Source organism: Staphylococcus sp. Z5-21 (genome assembly GCF_056529615.1).
The window spans coordinates 946,932-967,332 of sequence record NZ_CP096462.1; the positions used below are offsets into that span (position 1 = coordinate 946,932).

At 31.8% G+C, this 20,401-nt stretch carries 22 protein-coding genes; 16 read left to right on the forward strand and 6 right to left on the reverse strand.

Annotated elements, in window-relative coordinates; genetic code table 11:
• The first annotated feature begins 12 nt into the window (after nt 1–12).
• Genes vraT through vraR form a run of 3 tightly spaced genes read left to right on the forward strand, consistent with a single transcriptional unit; the run spans nt 13 to nt 2,373 of the window.
• Nucleotides 13–714, forward strand: a complete 702-nt coding sequence (vraT, locus tag M1D64_RS04600) for a cell wall-active antibiotics response protein VraT (RefSeq protein ID WP_011302780.1) — start codon at nt 13–15, stop codon at nt 712–714.
• Nucleotides 711–1,754 (forward strand): sensor histidine kinase VraS, encoded by a 1,044-nt coding sequence (gene vraS, locus M1D64_RS04605; protein WP_011302781.1) that lies wholly within the window; start codon nt 711–713, stop codon nt 1,752–1,754. The genes vraT and vraS overlap by 4 nt, the downstream gene beginning before the upstream one ends.
• Nucleotides 1,744–2,373 carry a response regulator transcription factor VraR gene (vraR, locus tag M1D64_RS04610; protein ID WP_002482846.1) on the forward strand — a complete coding sequence of 210 codons (630 nt, stop codon included), beginning with the start codon at nt 1,744–1,746 and terminating at the stop codon, nt 2,371–2,373. Before vraS ends, vraR begins: the two co-directional genes overlap by 11 nt.
• Before the next feature lie 156 nt (nt 2,374–2,529).
• Here vraR and M1D64_RS04615 read toward each other — a convergent pair whose 3' ends face one another.
• The 3 genes from M1D64_RS04615 to M1D64_RS04625 form a co-directional block, all read right to left on the reverse strand.
• Nucleotides 2,530–3,702, reverse strand: a complete 1,173-nt coding sequence (locus M1D64_RS04615) for a YihY/virulence factor BrkB family protein (protein ID WP_002482847.1) — start codon at nt 3,700–3,702, stop codon at nt 2,530–2,532.
• Nucleotides 3,703–4,113: 411 nt separating this feature from the next.
• The gene (locus M1D64_RS04620; protein WP_002482848.1) at nt 4,114–4,398 is read right to left on the reverse strand and encodes a hypothetical protein; all 285 of its coding nucleotides are present in this window, start codon (nt 4,396–4,398) and stop codon (nt 4,114–4,116) included.
• Between the two features lie 6 nt (nt 4,399–4,404).
• Nucleotides 4,405–4,869, reverse strand: a complete 465-nt coding sequence (locus M1D64_RS04625; protein WP_037538133.1) for a low molecular weight protein-tyrosine-phosphatase — start codon at nt 4,867–4,869, stop codon at nt 4,405–4,407.
• A gap of 134 nt (nt 4,870–5,003) precedes the next feature.
• Here M1D64_RS04625 and M1D64_RS04630 point away from each other — a divergent pair, with 134 nt between their 5' ends.
• The 3 genes from M1D64_RS04630 (at nt 5,004) to M1D64_RS04640 (ending at nt 7,194) form a co-directional block, all read left to right on the forward strand.
• A complete protein-coding gene (locus tag M1D64_RS04630) occupies nt 5,004–5,207 on the forward strand; it encodes a DUF1128 family protein (protein WP_002482850.1) in 204 nt (67 codons plus the stop codon).
• 13 nt (nt 5,208–5,220) lie between these two features.
• Nucleotides 5,221–6,459: an aminopeptidase gene (locus tag M1D64_RS04635; protein WP_041079969.1), complete on the forward strand. Its 1,239-nt coding sequence runs from the start codon at nt 5,221–5,223 to the stop codon at nt 6,457–6,459.
• A 213-nt stretch (nt 6,460–6,672) separates the two neighbouring features.
• A complete protein-coding gene (locus tag M1D64_RS04640) occupies nt 6,673–7,194 on the forward strand; it encodes an acyl-CoA thioesterase (RefSeq protein ID WP_037538134.1) in 522 nt (173 codons plus the stop codon).
• 75 nt (nt 7,195–7,269) lie between these two features.
• On the opposite strand, the gene yfkAB is transcribed toward M1D64_RS04640, so the two are convergent.
• Nucleotides 7,270–8,409, reverse strand: a complete 1,140-nt coding sequence (gene yfkAB / locus M1D64_RS04645) for a radical SAM/CxCxxxxC motif protein YfkAB (protein WP_368912790.1) — start codon at nt 8,407–8,409, stop codon at nt 7,270–7,272.
• Nucleotides 8,410–8,611: 202 nt separating this feature from the next.
• Between yfkAB and M1D64_RS04650 the strand changes: the two genes are divergently transcribed.
• From M1D64_RS04650 to M1D64_RS04680, 7 genes are all read left to right on the forward strand, one after another.
• On the forward strand, nt 8,612–8,788 hold the full coding sequence (locus tag M1D64_RS04650) for an SE1561 family protein (protein WP_002482854.1): 177 nt from the start codon (nt 8,612–8,614) through the stop codon (nt 8,786–8,788).
• A gap of 91 nt (nt 8,789–8,879) precedes the next feature.
• Nucleotides 8,880–9,398, forward strand: a complete 519-nt coding sequence (locus M1D64_RS04655) for a type 1 glutamine amidotransferase domain-containing protein (RefSeq protein ID WP_011302786.1) — start codon at nt 8,880–8,882, stop codon at nt 9,396–9,398.
• Between the two features lie 262 nt (nt 9,399–9,660).
• Nucleotides 9,661–10,473 (forward strand): monofunctional peptidoglycan glycosyltransferase SgtB, encoded by an 813-nt coding sequence (gene sgtB / locus M1D64_RS04660; RefSeq protein ID WP_480977558.1) that lies wholly within the window; start codon nt 9,661–9,663, stop codon nt 10,471–10,473.
• A gap of 213 nt (nt 10,474–10,686) precedes the next feature.
• Nucleotides 10,687–11,505, forward strand: coding sequence for a recombination regulator RecX (recX, locus tag M1D64_RS04665; protein ID WP_115340508.1), 819 nt, complete (start codon nt 10,687–10,689; stop codon nt 11,503–11,505).
• Complete coding sequence (locus M1D64_RS04670; protein WP_011302789.1) at nt 11,483–11,797, forward strand: YfhH family protein; 315 nt, start codon at nt 11,483–11,485, stop codon at nt 11,795–11,797. The genes recX and M1D64_RS04670 overlap by 23 nt, the downstream gene beginning before the upstream one ends.
• A 14-nt stretch (nt 11,798–11,811) precedes the next feature.
• Nucleotides 11,812–13,344, forward strand: a complete 1,533-nt coding sequence (locus M1D64_RS04675) for an ATP-binding cassette domain-containing protein (protein ID WP_480977559.1) — start codon at nt 11,812–11,814, stop codon at nt 13,342–13,344.
• Between the two features lie 9 nt (nt 13,345–13,353).
• Complete coding sequence (locus M1D64_RS04680; protein WP_069825938.1) at nt 13,354–14,187, forward strand: sugar ABC transporter permease; 834 nt, start codon at nt 13,354–13,356, stop codon at nt 14,185–14,187.
• A 74-nt stretch (nt 14,188–14,261) separates the two neighbouring features.
• On the opposite strand, the gene M1D64_RS04685 is transcribed toward M1D64_RS04680, so the two are convergent.
• Nucleotides 14,262–15,239 (reverse strand): metal-dependent hydrolase, encoded by a 978-nt coding sequence (locus M1D64_RS04685; RefSeq protein WP_002482861.1) that lies wholly within the window; start codon nt 15,237–15,239, stop codon nt 14,262–14,264.
• Nucleotides 15,240–15,358: 119 nt separating this feature from the next.
• Here M1D64_RS04685 and mutY point away from each other — a divergent pair, with 119 nt between their 5' ends.
• The 3 genes from mutY to M1D64_RS04700 all read left to right on the forward strand — a co-directional run bounded on the left by mutY (nt 15,359) and on the right by M1D64_RS04700 (nt 18,949).
• Nucleotides 15,359–16,405: an A/G-specific adenine glycosylase gene (gene mutY / locus M1D64_RS04690; protein ID WP_037538136.1), complete on the forward strand. Its 1,047-nt coding sequence runs from the start codon at nt 15,359–15,361 to the stop codon at nt 16,403–16,405.
• A gap of 70 nt (nt 16,406–16,475) precedes the next feature.
• The gene (gene ntdP / locus M1D64_RS04695; protein ID WP_002482863.1) at nt 16,476–17,018 is read left to right on the forward strand and encodes a nucleoside tri-diphosphate phosphatase; all 543 of its coding nucleotides are present in this window, start codon (nt 16,476–16,478) and stop codon (nt 17,016–17,018) included.
• A 194-nt stretch (nt 17,019–17,212) separates the two neighbouring features.
• On the forward strand, nt 17,213–18,949 hold the full coding sequence (locus tag M1D64_RS04700) for an ABC transporter ATP-binding protein (RefSeq protein ID WP_037538138.1): 1,737 nt from the start codon (nt 17,213–17,215) through the stop codon (nt 18,947–18,949).
• A gap of 283 nt (nt 18,950–19,232) precedes the next feature.
• Here M1D64_RS04700 and M1D64_RS04705 read toward each other — a convergent pair whose 3' ends face one another.
• A complete protein-coding gene (locus M1D64_RS04705) occupies nt 19,233–20,327 on the reverse strand; it encodes an FUSC family protein (RefSeq protein WP_002482865.1) in 1,095 nt (364 codons plus the stop codon).
• Nucleotides 20,328–20,401: the final 74 nt, after the last annotated feature.

The window sequence follows — 20,401 nt, forward strand, 5'->3', positions numbered from 1 at the left end:
AGGTGGCGAAACATGACTCATAAATATATATCCACAGAGATGCTTATCGTATTTACAGCATTAATGATTATTGCCAATTTTTATTATATTTTCTTTGAAAAAATTGGCTTTTTACTTGTGTTATTATTGGGTTGTATTTTAGTTTATGTGGGTTATATCTATTTTCATAAAGTACGTGGTTTATTAGCTTTTTGGATTGGTGCGTTATTAATAGCATTTACCTTATTATCTAATAAGTATACGATTATCATATTATTTATATTTTTAATAGTACTCATCGTTAGATATATTATTTATAAATTTAAACCTTTAAAAATTACTGCAACAGAAGAAGAAGTAGACTCACCGGAATTTATAAAACAAAAATGGTTTGGCGAGCAACGATCACCTGTATATGTTTATAAATGGGAAGATTTACAAATTCAACATGGCATTGGTGATATTCATATTGATATGTCTAAAGCAGCAAACATTAAAGAAAATAATACAATCGTTATTCGACATATCATTGGAAAAGTTCAAATCGTGGTACCACTTAACTATAATATTATATTACATTTCACAACGTTATACGGGAATGCCTATGTAAACGAAACCTCTTATAAAGTTGAGAATAATAATATTAAGGTAGTAGAAGAAACAAAAGCAGAGAACTATGCTGTAAATATTTATGTCTCTTCATTTTTAGGTGATGTTGAGGTGATTTATAAATGAATCACTACTTTAGAGCGATCGGGTCCATGTTGATATTAGTATATAGTACGTTTTTTGCCATATTCTTTATTGATAAAGTGTTTGTTAATATAATGTATTTTCAAGGTATGTTTTATACTCAAATATTTGGCATACCTGTACTGCTTTTTTTAAATCTAATGGTGATTTTACTCTGTATTATTGTAGGTTCTGTCTTAGCATATAAAATCAATCAGCAAAATCATTGGTTAAAAGATCAAATTGAACGTTCAATAGAAGGTCAAACAGTGGGTATCAATGATCAAAATATTGAATTATACAACGAAACAATCGAACTATATCAAACGCTTGTGCCGTTAAATCAAGAAGTACATAAATTAAGAATGAAAACACAGAACCTGACGAATGAATCTTATAATATCAATGATGTTAAAGTTAAGAAAATTATAGAAGACGAACGTCAACGTTTAGCGCGTGAATTACATGATTCAGTTAGTCAACAATTATTCGCAGCAAGTATGATGTTATCAGCAATTAAAGAGACAGAATTGAAGGCCCCATTGGACCAACAAATACCAGTATTAGAAAAAATGATTCAAGATTCCCAATTAGAAATGAGAGCACTACTATTACACTTAAGACCTATTGGTTTGAAAGATAAATCTTTAGGTGAGGGTATTAAAGATTTAGTCGTTGATTTACAGAAAAAAGTACCAATGAAAGTGGTACATGATATTGAAGAATTCAAAGTACCAAAAGGTATCGAGGACCATTTATTCCGTATTACGCAAGAAGCCATTTCTAATACGCTAAGACATTCTAAAGGAACGAAGGTCACAATTGAATTATTTAATAGGGAAGAATATTTGTTATTGCGTATACAAGATAATGGTAAAGGGTTTAATGTAGATGATAAGGTAGAACAAAGTTATGGATTAAAAAATATGCGCGAACGTGCACTAGAAATAGGTGCAACATTTCATATCGTTTCTTTGCCTGATGCAGGTACGAGAATTGAAGTGAAGGCACCATTAAATAAGGAGGATTCAAATGCCGATTAAAGTATTATTTGTTGATGATCATGAAATGGTTCGAATAGGTATTTCTAGTTATTTATCCACACAATCTGATATAGATGTCGTAGGGGAAGGTAAGTCAGGAAAAGATGCAATCGAAAAAGCACATGAACTGAAACCGGACCTAATTTTAATGGATTTACTTATGGACGATATGGATGGTGTCGAAGCAACTGAACAAGTTAAAAAAGACTTGCCAAATATTAAAGTTGTCATGCTTACGAGTTATATTGAAGATAACGAAGTCTATCGTGCACTTGATTCCGGTGTAGATAGCTATATATTGAAAACAACAAGTGCTAGTGATATTGCTGAAGCGATTCGTAAGACTTACAATAATGAGTCAGTATTTGAAGCAGAAGTCCTAGTTAAAATGAGAAATAGGATGAAACAACGAGCTGAATTGTATGAAATGCTCACAGAACGTGAAATGGAGATTTTATTACTGATTGCTAAAGGTTACTCTAACCAAGAGATTGCCAGCGCTTCACATATTACGATTAAAACAGTGAAAACGCATGTAAGTAATATCCTAAGTAAATTAGAAGTTCAAGATAGAACTCAAGCCGTCATATATGCATTCCAGCACAATTTAATTCAATAAAGGGAATATAAATCTAGCAAGCTAAAACAAACGCGTATGGTAGACATACACGCTGTTTTAGCTTTTTAATTTTTATGCAACAATAAAAGCTTTTATATTTATTAAAATCCCCCTCAAACAATGACATCTCATTTGTTTGAGGGGGATTAGTTAATATTATCCGTTATTTTTCGATGTATCTACATCATTAACTGCTTTGTTTGATGATGTAATATCAGTATTTTTATTTTCAGAATCTTGATTATCTGCAATAGATGTATTTCTATTATGTTCGATATCGTCCAAGGTTTGTTCTTCAGGTGTTTTACCACGTACCACTTTACGTTGATGGAAGATGGCGTTGATTTCAGCACCAATGATGATGATGAAACCTGTGATGTATAACCATAACATTAAGATGATAATACCGGCAATACTACCATATGTTTTAGAATAATTAGCAAAGTTTGAAATATAAAATCCAAATAAATATGACCCACCTAAGAAGACGATTGTTGCAAATATAGCGCCTGGAATAACAGACAATAATTTAATTTTAACATTAGGAGCTAATGTGTATAACACCATGAATGCTATAAGAACAACAATTACAGGTAATACAAAACGTATTGTATCAAACAGCCACTTTACTTGATCTCCAAGGCCTAGCGGGCCGAATAGCAGATCACCAATTTGTTGCCCAAATGTAGGTAACACGAGTGCAACTGGCATAACGATAATCATGGCAAGCGTGAATAATACACTATAAAGTTTAGCAACTACAAAATTTCGGCTATCTTCAACGTCATAAGCAACATTAAAGGCATTCATTAGCGCAGTCATTCCGTTAGATGCGGACCATAATGCTGCGATTAACCCGATAGATAGTAATCCACCGCTCGCATTGTCCATAATATCACCAATTATACTTGAAACTTGAGGTGCATAATCAGATGGCACATGATCTTTTATTAAATCTCTTATCGTCGACTGTTTCACACCAACAACTGGTACGATAGAGAGTAAGAATAGTAGCATTGGGAACAATGAAAGCATGAAATAATAAGATAACTGTGCTGACAGTCCTGATGCGTCATCTTTACCAATTCTATATACAAGATATGAGAAAAAATTTGAATCTTTAGTATATTTTGCTGGTTTATTGATACGTGAAACAAAGAATGCTTGGTTATCTTTCTTAGGTGACTTAGATTTAAATTCATCAGGTGTGATGTAAGTGCGGTCGCGTTTGATTTGTTGACCATTTGTTTCATTAGACTGTTTGTCATTTTCTTCTACACTTTTTGCCTCATTCAAAAAGTTAGAAGTTGTTTTATCTTTTTTAGACATATCTAATCTCCTTATGTATTGATATTTTTCAATATACATTTTAATATACTTTAAAATCTAGTTTAGGTAAATATGTGACGCTATTTTCTTTCGGAAAAATAGATAATTAGATTAATAAAAAAATAGAATAATGCATATGTGTATGCGTAAGTATCAAATGAATGTTAAAACCTAAGTAAATAATGAAGTGTTATTAATGTGAAAATACGGTAATGCATCATAATAATTAAACCTACATAATATTAAGACAATGATATAAATGCATGCAACCGTTTGTAAATTCGTATATAAACACAAAATTGATATTACAAAGCAAAGTTAACATAATGATTGAGCCTGAGATATGTCATACATCCCAGGCTCTTAAATCATTTATTGAAGCTTATGTTTGAAATACAAAAATAAGTAGAATTAGCCGTTTAAACGATTATTCTTACGCTCTACAAAAGTATTTTTTGCATCTTTGATTGAACGTTCTAATTCTGGATTGTTACGTCTGATTTCTTCTACAACGTCTTTCCAATATAACACTTCGTCTTTAATGTTATTGATTGCAGAAGGTTTTTGAGAACGCGTACCTTCTTTTCTGTCTTTAATAGATTGTTTTAAAGATTGACGTGTTGATTTATCAGCTAATGTTGCTGCGCCTCCAATTACGGCACCTAATAAAATTCCTGGAATGAGTTTGTTTTGCATGATGTGTTACTCCTCTCTTAAATTTGCATCTTTAATTATAAAATTGATTAAATTATCACAAGATGATTGTACCATTTTATAGACGCCTTCGAAATTATTTGTATAATAAGGATCTGGAACGTCTGTTTCAGTCATATCGCTAAACTCTAATAGTTTAAACAATTGACCTTTAATATTAGGATTAATTTGTTTGATATTATCAACGTTACTTTGATCCATTGCAATAATGTAATCAAAGTCATCGTTTGATTCAAACAGTTCACTAATCATACCATCAAAAGGTATGTCATGTTCAGATAGAATGGCTTGTGTACCTTCATGAGGTGGCTCACCTAAGTTCCATTGCCCTGTGCCTCTAGAGGTAACTTTTATATCTTTTATATTTCTATCAAGTAATTTTTGTCGCATGATTGCTTCTGCCATAGGTGAACGACAAATATTTCCTAAACATACGAATGCTACTGTAATCATTTGTGTACCTCCAAATTTATATACTCCTCTTTCCCATTTTAAAGCTTTTTTAATCATTTCAAAAGGGTAATTGCCATAAAAGTTTTACAAGATAGGTAAATTTGATAAAATAAATTGAAAAAGAGGTGAATTTTGTGGCAAAAAGTATAGAACAAATGATAGAAGAAATAAGAGATAGATTAAATCTTGTGAATCAAAGTTTGATTGATCCAGATAATTATAAATCAGCAGATGAACAAGAAATTCGTGAAATTCATGAATATGTAACATCAAAAGCATCATTTACACCGAGTGAAGCATCGGCAATCGCTGATGCACTTGGTCAAATTCGTAAATAGGGGGAGTTACCATATGACAGAATTACAAGATAAACTTCAACAATATGCCGAACTATTAGTTGGTGTGGGCATGAATGTTCAAAAGGATCAACCAGTATTTATTCGCTCTAGTGTCGATGCATTAGAACTAACATATTACATAGTTGAAGCGGCATATAAACGTGGCGCTTCCGACGTTAAAGTAGAATATAGCGATGACAAGTTATCGCGTTTGAAATTTGAATATGAATCTGTTGAATTTTTTGAGAAAGACGCTGTGAAATCATATGAAGTTGAAAAACGTATGGACTATGTGAAGCGTGGTGCAGCCAACTTAGCACTCATTACACAAGATCCAGATCTATTGAATGGTATTGATAGTGAAAAGTTATCGACATATCAAAGACAATATTCTACTGCTTATAAAGGTTATATGGAAGCAAGTCAAAAGAATCAATTCCCTTGGTGTGTGGCAGCATTCCCTTCAAAAGCATGGGCACAACGCGTATATCCTGACCTGACTGAAACAGAAGCATATAGTAAATTTATTGATGAAGTATTAGACATCGTGCGTGTAGATGGTAATGATCCAGTTAAAAATTGGAAAAACCATGTAGAAAATTTAAGTATTCACGCGCGTAAATTACAAGATAAAAATTATAAAGCACTGCACTACATTTCAGAAGGTACGGATTTAGTTATTGGACTACCGGAAGGACATATTTGGGAAGATGCTACGAGTTATACGAGTGAAGGCCAAGCTTTTGTTGCTAATATCCCAACTGAAGAAGTATTTACCGCACCACATCGCTTAAATGTAAATGGTCATGTCACAAATAAGTTGCCACTTAGTCATAATGGTAATATCATTGACGGCTTCACATTAACGTTCAAAGATGGTGAGGTTGTTGATTTTAAAGCTGATCAAGGCGAAGATGTATTAAGAGATTTACTAAATACCGATGAAGGTGCAAGAAGATTAGGAGAAGTCGCACTTGTACCTGATGATTCGCCAATTTCAAATCGTAACACTATTTTTTACAATACATTATTTGATGAAAATGCATCTTGTCATATTGCATTAGGTTCAGCTTATGGATTTAATGTTGAAGGTGGCACAGAAATGACTACGGAAGAAAAATTAGCGCATGGGTTGAATGACTCATTAATTCATGTAGATTTTATGATTGGAAGCCCTGATCTAACTATTTATGGAATAACACAAGATGATGAAAAAGAACTTGTATTTGAAAATGGTAATTGGTCAAAATAATGTAATGGAAACATTTTTTATTTTATAAATCAAATAAGTGCTAATAAGCGATTAAAGTAAGCATAGGTGTTAAATCATATTAAATACATTTACAAAAAATGATAAAGTCTGATGTTATTTAAATTGGGAGTGAGGATATGAAATCTATATTATGCTGATTTCGGACTCACTCCTTAGTTTATGTCATTGAGAATTGAAAAGGGAGCTAAAATTATGGGAAATGTAGCAAGCAAATCAATGTCGGAATCTAGAAGTATAAAAGAAAGACAAATATTCCCACAAGATACGAACCATCTTCACACGATGTTTGGTGGCATATTGATGGCTAATGTAGATGAGATTTCTGCTATTACGGCGACGAAGCATAGCAATTCACAAGTGGTAACTGCGTCAACAGATTCAGTCGACTTTTTAAAACCTATTAAAACAGGGGATATCATTTCTTACGAAGCAATGGTTTCGTATGCTGGTAAGTCTTCGATGGAAGTTTGTGTACAAATCATTATTGAAGGTGTTGTTAAGAGCGAACGTCATTTAGCGGCACTTAGCTTTTTAACATTTGTTGCTTTAGATGAAAATGGGAAACCACAAGAAGTCCCACAAGTATATCCAGAAACACAAACAGAAAAATGGTTTCATGACACAGCACTTGCTAGGGTAAAACGTAGGAAAGAGCGCAGACAAGAAAGTAAAGAAACGATAGAATTTTTATCCAATGTACAAAATATAGAATAAAATAAAGCGAAAGTTGTACAGTTAATCACTTTAGATTAAATAACAACTTTCGCTTTTTTAGTTATACGTTGCATTTCAACGGTGCATGATTTTCTCCTTCTTTTTAAAATCCGTATTAGGGTAGTACATGTTTTTAACAAGTACATTGGGTCCAAGACAACTAAATTCGGAACAATGACAATTAAGTGATTGAGCTAAAGGTGTCGCAAGCCAATGGTTAAATACGTCTGGTAATTTATCATGCTTAATGTTAGAAATAGTACCATTTTCATCACCAAAGTCAGTAACTATGACGTTACCTGTAAAAACATTCACATTCAATCTATTGCGTCCATCAGGGTCATTTCTCATCGTTACATTCGGTGTATCTTTCAGTCTTTGCAATAAGGCTTGATCATTTTCATCTTTGATACATGGATAAATAGGTAAAGTACCAAATAGCATCCATAAATTTGGATCACGAATATCTAAAATATGATGGATTGCTGTTTTCATCTCTTTAAGAGAAAGCACTTCTAGTTGGCTAGCAAAATCAGCAGGGTACATGGGATGAATTTCATGTCTTTGACATTTCATATCATGGACAATCTCATTATGTATTTTTTCAAGATGGGGTACAGTGCTTTGATTTAACATCGTTTCGGCAGAAATAAACATACCTTGTTGAGATAAGGTACTGGAATTAGATAACATTTGTTCATACAGTCTCAGTTTTGCTTTTAATGGAGGTTGCTTGTCCATGGCACCAAATCCTACATCTGTAAACTCATCAATTGTTCCCCAATTATGTGAAATATGCATGACATCAATATATTCAGCAATATCTAAATAACGATCTAATGGTAAAGTTAAATTAGAATTCATTTGAACATAGATACCACGGCTATGTGCATATTTTAACAAGGGTTTTACAACATTTCTTATGGATTTTTTTGAAAACATAGGTTCGCCACCTGTGATAGACATGGTTTTAAGGTCTGGAATTTCATCTAAACGGCGATAAATTAAATCCATAGGTAACGGGTCTGGGTCTGTGGTTTGCAATGTATAACCAACAGCGCAATGACTACAACGCATATTACATAAATTCGTCGTCGTAAATTCGATATTACTTAACGTCAAACGATCGTGTTCTTGCATATCATTGTATGCTTCCCACGGGTCGTTATGAATTGAAATTGGTTTCTTAACATTTGATGCATACAAATTCAACATAATTAAAACTTCCTTTTTTAACTTTTATTTGCTATGAGTATATACTAAACTTTATTTGTATAGGGAACGGTGTATACAAATTTATGAATAATCGTATGTGTCTCACATCTAATATTTCACCTTAATATTATTAAGACTATACCAAATTTTGTCAAATCCATGTTAGGATTATACTATCTTATAAAAAGGAGTCATTTTTAAAATGAATGAAAATCAAACAATTGATCAAATTAGAGCAAGATTAGAAAAATTTATTGATGATATCGATCACGTAAATCCGGACGAAGTGCGCGTAGAAGATATAGATGAGTGGATTGGTTTGCTCGATCAACTTGAAGAAAAAGTTAAAACTGTTTCAAAATCATCAGAAGATAAATAAGTTAATTGAATGCTATCTTAGGCCGATGTTTAAACTTTCAAGTTTTAGTCTATATATAACGTAGAACATAAATAGAGAAAGGTGATTATTAATGGCTAAAAAAGTAGCAATCATTTTAACAAATGAATTTGAAGATATTGAATTAACTAGTCCTAAAGAAGCGATTGAAGAAGCGGGACATGAAACAGTTGTTATAGGTGATCAAGCGAATAGTGAAGTCGTAGGTAAACATGGCACAAAAGTTGCGGTAGACGTTAGTATTGCTGACGCAAAACCTGAAGACTTTGATGGTTTATTAATTCCTGGTGGCTTTTCTCCTGACCACTTACGTGGCGATGCTGAAGGCAGATATGGTACTTTTGCGAAATACTTTACTAAAAATGATGTACCAGCATTCGCAATTTGTCACGGACCTCAAATTTTAATTGATACAGATGATTTAAATGGACGTACTTTAACTGCAGTATTAAATGTGCGTAAAGACTTAGCAAACGCTGGCGCACAAGTCGTTGATGAATCAGTTGTAGTAGATAAAAATATCGTTACAAGCCGTACACCAGATGATTTAGATGATTTTAATAGAGAAATTGTAAATCAATTAAACGATTAATATGTATAGGTAAGTAATTAAAATAGTTTTTCGTGAGTTAGTTTCATAACTGGAAGCGATAGGTAGTATAAAATACCTGTCGTTTTCCAGTTTTTTTGTTGTCTAAGTTAGACATAATAACCAAAAACGCATTGTTGTAAAACTTCATGTGGACACATTCATACACCCTTGGACCGATTTTTGCAATTAGCTATAGATAAACATTTAAACTATTGATACACTCACTTATAATGATATGAGAGCAACGTAAAGGAGCTACCGCATGAAAAGAAGCGATCGTTATAAAACGTACAACAAATCAAACGACTCAAATGATTCAAATCAATTACATCATAATACGTATTTTAAACCTGTGAATAAACCGCAGAAAAAGAAAAAAGGTAAAGGTATCATTTTAAAACTACTCATTCCCATCTTAATTATTATTGGAATAATCATCGGCGTCATGTATGCATTATCACTTAGTGCTGATACAGATGAGTTGAAGAATATAACAGAAAAAGAATCTTTTGTTTCTGCATCAGATATGCCAGATTATACAAAAGGTGCTTTCATTGCTATGGAAGATGAACGCTTTTATAAACACCATGGTTTTGATGTGAAAGGAACTTCACGTGCATTATTTTCAACATTGAGTGACAAAAGTGTCCAAGGTGGAAGTACCATTACCCAACAAGTAGTTAAAAACTATTACTATGATAATGAACAGTCAATTACTAGAAAAATTAAAGAGTTGTTCGTGGCACATAGAGTAGAGAAAGAATATGATAAAAATGAAATTTTAAGTTTTTATATGAATAACATCTATTATGGGAGTGACCAATACACGATTGAATCTGCTGCTAATCACTATTTTGGGGTAACGACTGATAAAAACAATCCAAATTTACCACAAATAACGGTATTACAAAGTGCTATATTAGCAAGCAAGATAAATGCCCCAAGTGTATATAATATCAATGACATGTCAGATAATTTTACTAACCGTGTTAAAACAGATTTAGAAAAAATGAAGCAGCAAGGTTATATTTCAAATAGTCAATACGAGAATGCAATTCAAGAACTAGGTGTTTAATATCAAAATAGCGCTTAATTTTTAATGGTATTTATAAGAGAGATTTAAAAAAATAAAAATAACTAAGTGTGAGGGTACGAAATCAAAAAGAGTGATTGATTTTGTATCCTCACACTTTTTAGATTAATAAATCTTTAAGCATTTTAATTAAGCTAGTCACTATGATTCCATTACCAAACAATATGCGTTATCCTTAGAAGTGGAGTGAGGATAATGCCTAAAATTACAAAAATAGAAGTACAAAAGAAAAATAAAGAGCGTTTTAATTTATATTTAGATGAGGAATTTGAAATGGGTATCGATATGGATACTTATGTACATTTCAATTTAAAAAAAGGTCAAATCGTTGATGCTGCTGACATGGAAAAAATCCAAAAGTATGACCAATATAGACAAGCAGTGAATGTAGCAATCCAATTTTTATCTTATAGAAAAAGAACAGATCATGAAGTGATACAACATTTACAAAAGAAAGAAATTTCCGAATCTGTTATAGCAAGTGTCATTGGCTATTGTCATGAGCAAAGACTAATCGATCATGAAGACTATGCTAATAGTTTAAAAAACACTATGATACTTACTACAGATAAGGGGCCAGGTATTTTCAGACAAAAATTGAGAGATGCTGGTGTTGAACAAACAATTATTGATGTATATGCTGAGCGTTATGAGAACGAACAACCAATGGAAGATATTATTAAAGTTGCAAATAAAATATTAAGACAAAAAAAAGGTCCTACAGTTAAAAGGAAAGAAAAACTATCGCAAGCTTTGATGCAAAAAGGTTATAGCTTTGAAATAATAAAAGTAGTGATGGATGAAATGGACTTCTCACAACCTGAAGCAGAATTAGACGGTTTGTTACAACAAGAACTAGAGAAGGTTTACAATAAATATTCAAGAAAATTTTCAGGCAGAAAATTAATTAATAAAACAATAGAAGGTCTTATGAGAAAAGGCTATAAATATGATAAAATTAAAGCTAAACTGGAAGAGAGTGGTATTGTAGATGGAACAGAAGAAATTGAGTGAAATGAGTGAGGTTGAGTTACGTCACGAAATTCAAGGTTACAAAGAAAAAATGAGAAAAGCAGAGATGAATGGGATATTTAATGAATATGATGTTTATCAAAGTAAGGTCATCATTGCCGAGAGCTATTTGGTAGATAGAACAAAAATAGAAATCGGTAGAATTTATAAGTTAAATGACGGGACTGAGAATTATTTTAAAGTTGAAAGATTAAAAGGTGTTTTTGCTTGGGGCTTTAGAATAAAAAGTGCAGAACCTGAAGAAGGTTTACCAATTGCATTATTAAAATTATAGAAGGATGACGATAGATGGGTAGTTCAATTATATTAAAGTTACTCAATGTAACTCATTATTATAGAAATAAAAAATCTAAAAAATGGTATTTACCATTTGGATATGATGCAGAAGATATTGAATTGAATAATATTAATCTACATATCTATCAGGGAGAAGCACTAGGTATTATTGGTGAAGGCGACTCCTCAAAATCTTTGATAGGGCGTTTATTAAGTGGTGAAATGAAACCAGATAAGGGTAAAGTTGTTAGAAAGAAAGATATATTCTTTGCAGATATCGAAGATAAATTGCTTCAATCTACGACGGTGATAGATTATGTGAAAAATGTAACCACGTTATTTCCTTATAAAACATCTGATCATAAAGTAGAACAGATTATTAAGTTTGCCCATCTTCAAGAAGATATAAATACACCTATTAAAAGTTTGACGGATGAAGCCTATGCGAGATTGCAATTCACATTAGCGAGAACATCAAAATCCAGTATTATTGTAATGAACCAAATACTGAGTTATTTAGATGAAAGTTACTTTGAAAAAGCGATTGAACTAACGAACGAATACATAAATGAAAATTTGACCATAATACTTATCGATGACAATATAGAACGAATTTCACGAACGAGTAATTATATTGCGTGGATTTCACATGGTCAGCTTAGAATGGATGGATCGCTTAACCAAGTATTACCTGCTTTTAGAGAACATGAAAAAGATCGGCTATCATTGACGAGTGAAGAAGAAAAATCTAATTTTGACGTTGATTGGAAAAAAAGCAGAACAAGAATCCCTGAGTTAACCTATAATTTCAAACGTATTGAACGCTATAATCATGCTAAGCCACCAGTAGCACTTGTCCGTTTTTGGACATTGTTTATTGTGTTCTTATTAGGTATGGTCATCATGGCATTATTAATGTTTAATGATTTAGGTAAGCTTGAAATAGGCAAAAATGATGATCAAACGACAATACAAAACCAACAAAAAAATCCGTATGAAGAAAAATTAGCATATGGCATTGTTTTAAAAGATGCGATAAGTTTAGCAAATATGTCGAATGGTAAAAAAATAAAAGCAGATAAATATGCTTTTGTTACGATAACAGGTGAAAACACAAAAAATTATCGTATTGAAATTGATAACAATAACTATAAAGTTGCAAAGAACAAGTTACGCTATTTTGATCCAGCAAGCTTGTTTGAAGAACATAGTGCAAGTGCATTAGCACCCTATATGCATAAAAATTATAGTAACTATAATGAGTTCTTTAATAGCCATTTGCATAAAAAACATAGCACGGTGACCGATTCGCTCGTACCTGAAAGTGGTAAAGATGACCGTTTTGTTGTACCCATCGTTCAACAACCGATATCGATGTTATTTAATGATCAAAATAAATTAGTTGGTTTTACGATTCCTATAAAAGATAAACAAAAACTAAAAGAAAAATTTAATATTGAAACTAATTTTTGGATAACAAAATCGGGTGATGGGTATTTTATGGCAGATATGAAAAATAATAAATGGATTTATATCGAATTGTAGGTGTGAAAAATGATTGATAGTATGATTAACTATTTTATAAATACACCACATCTCATTAAACATGCGTACCAGCGTTTGAAATCGCAATGGATGTGGTTAGTAATACCCTTTATAGTAAGTATGTTAGTACTCTTAATAATGATGTTGATATTTAAAATGAATGGTACGGAAGAAATTAAACAAGCACGAGGCTTTTTTAGATTAGCAGCGGTGATGAGTTTTGCATATATTTGGATTGCGATATATCAAAGTTTTAACACATTTAAACGTGATTACTTTACTGGAAAATTATTTAATATCAATCCAATTTTTCAAAATATTATCATAGCGCTATTGTTTAGTTTGGTGATGTTCATTTCACTTATAATGATAATTTTAGCTACACCCGTAAATATTGAAAGTTCGGTGCTATCTACATTATTCTTTGTTGCTATGTCATTAGTATTTATTGTAGTTATTTCTACAGTACTAGGTTTAATAGCAATTGTGAGTAACAAAATCAATATAATTTATTATATTGTAAGTGCAGTCATGTTTTTCATTGTTCCAATTATTTTCATACCTAATACAAATACGACATTAGTGTCGCATATTTTAATGCTCAATCCCTTATATTATATAATTGAAGGGATTTCACAGTCGGTTGTATTAGGAACGCTGAGTCTAAATAATATACCACAGCATATATACTTCCTATTATTTTTAGCAATAGTGTGTGTCATTATTTATGCATTATATAGAAGTATTGCGCATAAAAAATATTCATATGTTGCTTCATATAAGCAACAAGCAGAGAACGAAAATTCTGAAAATCTAGAAGATAAAGCAGATGAAAATAAATAATGTTAGTTACTTAAAAGATAAAAAAACTGGAGGTTTACGTTACTAATAACGCGTACCTCCAGTTTTTAATTACTTTATTTAGCAAATAATTTACGTTGTAATTTATCTTCACTGAAAACCCAACCAATATAAGAATGATCGATAACCATATGTTCATCTAAATGTGCAATTGCAACAAATGAGTAATGACCATTTTTTAGATAACGTAAATCGATTAATCTAATTTCTGTGGTATTATCATTTAATTTGCGTGATTGCCAACGATATATTGACGAGAAATTAAGAAATGTTTTAATATTTTTATCGTCTTTTACATATTGCATTAAATCATCACTTGGGAATGATTGACGTTTCGATTTGTCACTAAATACGATGTTTCTTCCATAGCTACGACCAACATAATCATGCATTTCCGTTTGTACTGCGACGCGCCATTGCATAAACCTTATTGTTGGTGCAACAAATACTTTTACAGGATTGTGTTCTTGTTTAATTTGTCGCAATGCTTGTTGTTTTATAATCGCTTGCATTCTAAAGCGAATAATATAATATACAACAAGTATGCCAACGATTGGGAAAAATGCGAGATATGGATGTACGCCAACAATCCACAGTAATATACCTATACACCATAATACAAATATGATTGGATCAAATGTATTAATAACACTGAGTTGAATCCATTTATTTGTAATGGGTCTAAGTGCTTGTGTACCATAAGAATTAAATATATCCACAAATACATGAAGAAATACGGCAAGTTGCGCCCATAACCAGACATGGGTCGTATCTACATTTTTAAAGAATGTAAATATTAATAATGTAATGAACAAAGGCCATAAAATTGTAAAAGGGATTGAATGTGTGATGCCTCTATGATTTGATATATAAGTAGCATTATCTTTTAATTTAAAAACGGTGTCACCATCCGGAATTAATGAACCAACTATTAAAGTTGTAGCAGTGGCTGCAAAAGATCCCGCCATGGCAGGGTCTTGGGTCGCTAATGCTGTGAGTCCGATACCCATGACAATATGTGTTCCTGTATCCATAAGTATTCACTCATTTCATGTCTATAATATATTCATTATAATCTAATACGTCCAATATTAAAAATAACACACTATATATCATATAGAAAAATTTTAGAAAATAGAAAGTGATGTGCTTTATGCTTAATGAACCAAAATTCAAAAAAAATCTAGTTGACTGGTTTAATAAAAATCAGAGAAAGATGCCATGGCGAGAAACCTCAAATCCATATTATATTTGGTTAAGTGAAGTTATGCTCCAACAAACACAAGTTAAAACGGTAATAGACTATTATCATAAATTTATTGATCGATTTCCTACTATTGCAGATTTAAGTAATGCACAGGAGGATGAAGTGCTTAAATATTGGGAGGGGCTCGGTTATTATAGTCGTGCTAGAAATTTTCATACTGCCATTCAAGATGTACATCATAACTTTGATGGAGAAGTACCGAATCATCCAGAAACGTTCGGGAAATTGAAAGGTGTAGGGCCATATACTCAAGCTGCTGTAATGAGTATCGCATTTGATTTACCTCTAGCAACGGTAGATGGCAATGTATTTAGAGTTTGGTCGAGGCTAAATAATGATACACGAGATATTAAATTACAATCTACTAGAAAGGCATTTGAAAAAGAGTTACAGTCTTATGTCGAAAGTGACGCTGGTACATTTAATCAAGCTATGATGGAATTAGGCGCATTGGTTTGTACACCGAAAAATACGCTGTGCATGTTTTGTCCCGTACAAGAGCATTGCGAAGCATTTTTAAACGGTACAGTTGAAACATTACCTGTGAAAACCACTAAAGTTAAAAAGAAACATATTAAGCAACATGTTTACATCATTAAAACGCAAGATAATGAAGTATTAATTGAAAAACGTATGCAAAAATTATTGAATAATATGTGGGAATTTCCGATGTATGAAGCGGAAGCGGAACATCAAATTAATTCAATTTTAAATACAAATATCCAATTTTCAGAACAACCAGCTTATAAATTGAAACATCAATTTACACATTTAACTTGGGACATTGAAGTTTATTTAGCAGACCAGGAAATTAATAACAAAGATGAAATAAGTTTACCTAACAATATGAAGTGGATGAATTTAGATGAAAAAGAAGATTATAATTTTCCAGTGAGCATGACAAAAATATATAAATTTTTATTATCGCATTGATAGACTCGGTGTAGTCTACTTAGTTATGTTATAATTTATAATGTGAAATTAAGAAAAGGTGGTGTGGAGCATGGTAAAAGAATCCATACCTAAAGAAGGTCAGACAATAAAAATACAAAGTTATAAACATGATGGGAATATTCATCGTGTTTGGTCTGAAACTACTATATTAAAAGGTACGGAACATGTTGTAATAGGTGGAAATGATCATACGCTTGTCACAGAGAGTGATAGTCGTACTTGGATTACGCGTGAGCCAGCAATTGTATATTTCCATTCAGAATTTTGGTTTAATGTGATATGTATGTTTAGAGAAGATGGCGTCTATTATTATTGCAATTTATCTTCACCGTTTGTGTGTGATGATGAAGCGTTAAAATATATTGACTATGACTTAGATATTAAAGTATATCCAAATGGTAAGTATCATTTATTAGATGAAGATGAATATGAACAACATATGAGACAGATGAATTATTCTTCAGATATTGATGTCATTTTAAGGCGCAATGTAGATATCTTACAACAATGGATTGAACAGAAAAAAGGTCCATTTGCTCCTGATTTTATAAAAGTTTGGCGTGAACGATATAAAAAAATTAGAAATTATTAAGCACATTTAATGTTTTTAATTAAATTATCCTATATAGTGGTATGCGTGTAATTAATAGCAACCAAAATCTTTTATTTGAAAAATGGTATGGCAAATGAACATAAACAATTAAAGATCGTCCGTTTATAGCAGCCTCGTTGAAATTCAGCGCAGGCTGTTTCATTTGCGAGTAAGTGTGGGGAGGAAATAAATTTATGATTCGAAGATATTTACAATTTGTAAAACCATATAAATGGCGAATCATTGCTACAATTCTTGTCGGAATTTTAAAATTCGGTATTCCAATGTTAATTCCATTATTAATAAAGTACGTTATTGACGATATCATAAATAATGGAGCGATTACAGCGGAGGAAAAATTCACTAGATTAGGTATTGCATTGGGCATTGCAGTATTCATCTTTGTAATTGTGAGACCACCAATTGAATTTTTAAGACAATATTTGGCGCAATGGACAAGTAACAAAATTTTATATGATATACGGAAAAGATTATATAATCATTTACAAGCATTAAGCGCACGTTTCTATGCTAATAATCAAGCAGGTCAAGTTATTTCAAGAGTGATTAATGATGTAGAGCAAACAAAAGATTTTATATTAACTGGTCTAATGAATATATGGCTAGATTGTATAACGATAGTTATCGCATTGACGATTATGTTTTATTTAAATGTAAAACTGACGTTAGCAGCATTAGTTATTTTCCCTGTGTATATATTGACTGTATATTTCTTCTTTGGGCGTTTAAGAAATTTAACCAGAAAAAGATCACAGGCGTTGGCTGAAGTTCAAGGATTCTTACATGAACGTGTTCAAGGTATGTCAGTAATTAAAAGCTTTGCAATTGAAGATAATGAAGCACAAAATTTTGATAAACATAACCAAAATTTCTTGCAGAGAGCGTTTAATCATACGCGTTGGAATGCGTATTCATTTTCAGCAATTAATACTGTGACAGATGTTGGCCCATTAATTGTTATTGGTTCGGGCGCTTTCTTAGCTATTAATGGATCTATCACGGTTGGTACTTTAGCTGCGTTTGTAGGATATTTAGAACAATTATTTGGTCCATTACGTAGATTAGTGTCATCATTTACTACATTAACGCAAAGTTTCGCATCCATGGATCGTGTTTTTCAATTGATGGATGAAGGTTATGATATTAAAAATAAAAAAGGCGCACTTCCGCTTGAAATTAAAGAAGGCGATATCGAGATAAACGATGTGAGCTTTAAGTATAATTTAGAAGAAGCAACTATATTAAATAATATTAATTTGAAGATTAATAAAGGTGAAACAGTTGCATTCGTTGGCATGAGTGGCGGTGGTAAATCGACATTAATTAATCTTATTCCGAGATTTTATGATGTTTCAGGCGGAGAAATTAAGATAGATGGTACGAACATTAAATCTTATTTAACTGGCAGTTTGAGAAATCAAATTGGATTAGTACAGCAAGATAATATCTTATTCTCAGATACAATTAAAGAAAATATCTTACTGGGTAGACCGAATGCTACGGATGAAGAGGTTATTAAAGCAGCGAAAATGGCTAACGCACATGATTTTATTATGGAACTTTCTGAGGGTTACGATACTGAAGTCGGGGAGAGAGGCGTTAAATTGTCAGGAGGACAAAAACAACGTGTATCCATTGCGCGTATCTTCTTGAATAATCCTCCAATCATTATCCTAGATGAAGCAACAAGTGCATTAGATTTAGAAAGTGAATCTATCATTCAAGATGCATTGACAGTATTAAGTGAAAATAGAACAACATTAATTGTGGCACATAGATTGTCGACGATCACACATGCAGATAAAATAGTGGTAGTTGAAAATGGTGAAATTGTAGAGGTGGGTTCCCATGAAGCTTTATTAGCTAAAAAAGGTGCTTACGAACATTTATATAGTATTCAAAATTTATAAATATTCGTTATTCGAAATAATCAATTAATATGTGAACAATTAAATCTATAAGTTATATTTAATTATGTTAATGATGTTTATAAAAATTAAAAAAAGCGAGGCAAACTAATCAAACTGAATCAGTTTTGATATTTGTCTCGCTTTTTTATACACAAAAATCGTTCGTTTTATCTTTGTTAACTAGATAATAAGGTATTTTAAACATGGCATATCATTGTGGAATGACGCTTGATAAAAAAACCGCATAGTACAGCTTATGTTAGCTGCACTATGCGATAATTAGTTATAAATCAAAATCTTCGTCTAAAATATCAATTTCATTGTCATTGTTATGGTATGAGAAGAAACTAATACGTAATCTGTCTAAATGTTCTAATGTGTAACGATATTCTTCAATAGCTGAAATGATTTGCATGACATTTGCGTATGAATACATCGTTTGATAAGGATTTCTAATAAGTTCCTTTTGGAAGGCATCCATTAGTTCTTTCTTTTGTGGATTTTCAATTTGATTTTCAAATTGGCCAACGTCATACTTTGCTTTTTTAGAAAGGCTAATAAATATTTGTTCATGATATGCAATCAACGTATCAATTTCTAATTTAATCTGTAATAGCAATTCATGATTCAAATTGTGTAAATCGTTTTGGTAGCGATTCATTTTTTTCAGCACGTCATAGGCATGACGCGTACTTCTAACCACTTCTTTAAAAAGTATTTTTTTCCTGTTTTGGGCATACCTTTGTTTTTTAGTTAAAGGTCGTTCTTCTTCATAATAAACAAATGTTTGTTCTAGTTTTTTAATTCTATCACTAATTACGCCTCTATCTTCTTTAATATGATGGTATTCAGATGTATCATTTAAGACTAATTTGAACCAAACAAATATATCGGAACAAATATTTAAAGAGTTGTAATAAATTTTTGATTCAAATTTTGGTGGTAAGAATACTAGGTTAACGATTGAAGAACTGATTACACCAATCATAACGAGCACAAAACGATAAAATGCAGAAACATAAAAATCTCCTGTGTGTTGTCCCATAATAATTAATGCTGTCACACTAGCTAAGGTAGCAACATGTGCTAAATTAAAGCGGAAAAGTACAGCAATTAATAATATTACGGTTACACCCATAATTACAACATTATCTCCAAATACCGTAACCATTGCTACAGCAAGTAATGCACCAAAAACATTACCTATTGCTTGGTCAGAGACAGTTTTAATTGATCGAAATACGCTAGGCTGCATTGCAACAACCGCACTGACCCCAGCAATTGCTTTCAAACCAGCTTCATTAGGTAGTAGAGAAGCGATAAACAAAGCAAGTATAATGGCTATACCTGTCTTGAGAATACGGGCTCCTAATTTCAAATGTACCGCTCCTTAATATATTAATAATAATTGTGTTTATACTTGTTATACAATTATTAGCAGTAAATTTCAAG

Bases quoted from the DNA above. Each gene is read 5' to 3' on its own strand.
- M1D64_RS04640 (WP_037538134.1), top strand. From the start codon at position 6,673: ATGGGAAATGTAGCAAGCAAATCAATGTCGGAATCTAGAAGTATAAAA.
- vraR (WP_002482846.1), top strand. From the start codon at position 1,744: ATGCCGATTAAAGTATTATTTGTTGATGATCATGAAATGGTTCGAATA.
- M1D64_RS04655 (WP_011302786.1), top strand. From the start codon at position 8,880: ATGGCTAAAAAAGTAGCAATCATTTTAACAAATGAATTTGAAGATATT.
- yfkAB (WP_368912790.1), bottom strand. From the start codon at position 8,409: ATGTTGAATTTGTATGCATCAAATGTTAAGAAACCAATTTCAATTCAT.
- recX (WP_115340508.1), top strand. From the start codon at position 10,687: ATGCCTAAAATTACAAAAATAGAAGTACAAAAGAAAAATAAAGAGCGT.
- M1D64_RS04625 (WP_037538133.1), bottom strand. From the start codon at position 4,869: ATGATTACAGTAGCATTCGTATGTTTAGGAAATATTTGTCGTTCACCT.
- vraS (WP_011302781.1), top strand. From the start codon at position 711: ATGAATCACTACTTTAGAGCGATCGGGTCCATGTTGATATTAGTATAT.
- M1D64_RS04675 (WP_480977559.1), top strand. From the start codon at position 11,812: ATGGGTAGTTCAATTATATTAAAGTTACTCAATGTAACTCATTATTAT.
- M1D64_RS04700 (WP_037538138.1), top strand. From the start codon at position 17,213: ATGATTCGAAGATATTTACAATTTGTAAAACCATATAAATGGCGAATC.
- M1D64_RS04670 (WP_011302789.1), top strand. From the start codon at position 11,483: ATGGAACAGAAGAAATTGAGTGAAATGAGTGAGGTTGAGTTACGTCAC.
- vraT (WP_011302780.1), top strand. From the start codon at position 13: ATGACTCATAAATATATATCCACAGAGATGCTTATCGTATTTACAGCA.
- M1D64_RS04685 (WP_002482861.1), bottom strand. From the start codon at position 15,239: ATGGATACAGGAACACATATTGTCATGGGTATCGGACTCACAGCATTA.
- M1D64_RS04615 (WP_002482847.1), bottom strand. From the start codon at position 3,702: ATGTCTAAAAAAGATAAAACAACTTCTAACTTTTTGAATGAGGCAAAA.
- ntdP (WP_002482863.1), top strand. From the start codon at position 16,476: ATGGTAAAAGAATCCATACCTAAAGAAGGTCAGACAATAAAAATACAA.
- mutY (WP_037538136.1), top strand. From the start codon at position 15,359: ATGCTTAATGAACCAAAATTCAAAAAAAATCTAGTTGACTGGTTTAAT.
- M1D64_RS04650 (WP_002482854.1), top strand. From the start codon at position 8,612: ATGAATGAAAATCAAACAATTGATCAAATTAGAGCAAGATTAGAAAAA.
- M1D64_RS04635 (WP_041079969.1), top strand. From the start codon at position 5,221: ATGACAGAATTACAAGATAAACTTCAACAATATGCCGAACTATTAGTT.
- M1D64_RS04620 (WP_002482848.1), bottom strand. From the start codon at position 4,398: ATGCAAAACAAACTCATTCCAGGAATTTTATTAGGTGCCGTAATTGGA.
- sgtB (WP_480977558.1), top strand. From the start codon at position 9,661: ATGAAAAGAAGCGATCGTTATAAAACGTACAACAAATCAAACGACTCA.
- M1D64_RS04680 (WP_069825938.1), top strand. From the start codon at position 13,354: ATGATTGATAGTATGATTAACTATTTTATAAATACACCACATCTCATT.